The organism is Corynebacterium sp. NML120713 (assembly GCF_001875735.1).
Taxonomy (GTDB): domain Bacteria; phylum Actinomycetota; class Actinomycetes; order Mycobacteriales; family Mycobacteriaceae; genus Corynebacterium; species Corynebacterium pseudogenitalium.
The window spans coordinates 1-1,081 of the sequence record NZ_MLCR01000023.1 but is presented as its reverse complement, the minus strand read 5'-3'; the positions used below and the strand labels follow the sequence as shown (position 1 = coordinate 1,081).

Sequence of the window (1,081 nt, the reverse complement as noted above, 5' to 3'; positions counted from 1 at the left end):
ACGGTAGTTGGTGATAGATCCTGACCATCTGCTGTTTCTGGGTATCGCTATAGGTGACAATCCCGCGATCTTCAGTGTTGGGGATAAACACGACTGCCGCAGCATCCGGCATGACCAACTCACTATCAGCAAGCGTGGCACCGGGTGCAAGCGTGACAGTCGGCAACGCCAGCACATCGCGTGCAGAAAGCATGCTTGCACGCCGACGTTTACGAGTCCTGCCGGGGTCGGGGTCGGTGTTGTAGTCTGCCCAATCCTTCTCTGGTGGCTTGGGGATCAGCGGGGGAATATCGTGCGGGGACATGGGTGCGGACCTCCTTCGGGTTTTGGCCCACAACCAGCCTGCCACCTAGGGCCATATGCGGATTATNCTTACTAATCGACTGCCTGCAGANGGAGCGTTTGAACTGGTGGGCATCAAAAAGTCTGCCAAGGCTGCGACTGGTCATCGCTGCCCCGTTATCGGAGTGCACCGTGTCGACATCAGGGTGTGCGGCAAAGATTTCTTCAAACATATGTCGTGCCACGCGGGAATCTTCGTGGTGGGCAACAACTGCGCCGACAACAGCACGGGAATATAGATCGATTGCGGTATGGCAGGCGTAGTACTGGTTTGTGTACTTGCCTGGAAGATAGGTGATANNCNAGCACAGCACTTGACCTGGCCGGTGTGCTTCAACATGTGGGGGCTGGTTGTGCCCGCGTGCACGCCGCGGGCGTGTTCTGCGTGTGCCGTGGCGTTGTGATAAGAGTTTGCCGTGTGCTTTGGCGACCCGGTAGAAGCTACGCAAGCTGGCGATATAGCACCCATTGTTCAATGCGTGGTAGAAGACATCATCCACACTCGAATACGGATTAGCATCCAACAAGGCCAAAATGTCGTTGACTTGCGCATCGGTTAAGCGTTTGATGTTGCGTTTGTGATGCGGGATCGGATCTTGCTTCTTCGGGCGGGGATTGTCCTGGTAATACCGCCTGGAACGGGCCACGCCTAACACATTGCAGGCTTTCCTCATTGAGTGCCCGATACCAACGAGTGCTTCGATTAGCTCGTTTTCTTGTTGTAGGCCTGCCTCATAGC

Annotated in this window: 1 protein-coding gene and 2 pseudogenes; all 3 read right to left on the bottom strand. The window is 55.5% G+C overall.

The annotated features are described in order from the left end of the window. Positions 1-304 (bottom strand): hypothetical protein (locus tag BJP06_RS10455; RefSeq protein WP_255365844.1); only part of this gene is annotated, 304 nt, incomplete at its 3' end. Continuing rightward, positions 210-642 (bottom strand): annotated as a pseudogene (locus BJP06_RS12475) (transposase family protein); the annotation flags it as partial. The gene BJP06_RS10455 and the pseudogene BJP06_RS12475, both read right to left, overlap by 95 nt. A gap of 2 nt (positions 643-644) precedes the next feature. Further along, positions 645-998, bottom strand: a pseudogene (locus tag BJP06_RS12355) (hypothetical protein); the annotation flags it as partial. Positions 999-1,081 lie beyond the last annotated feature (83 nt).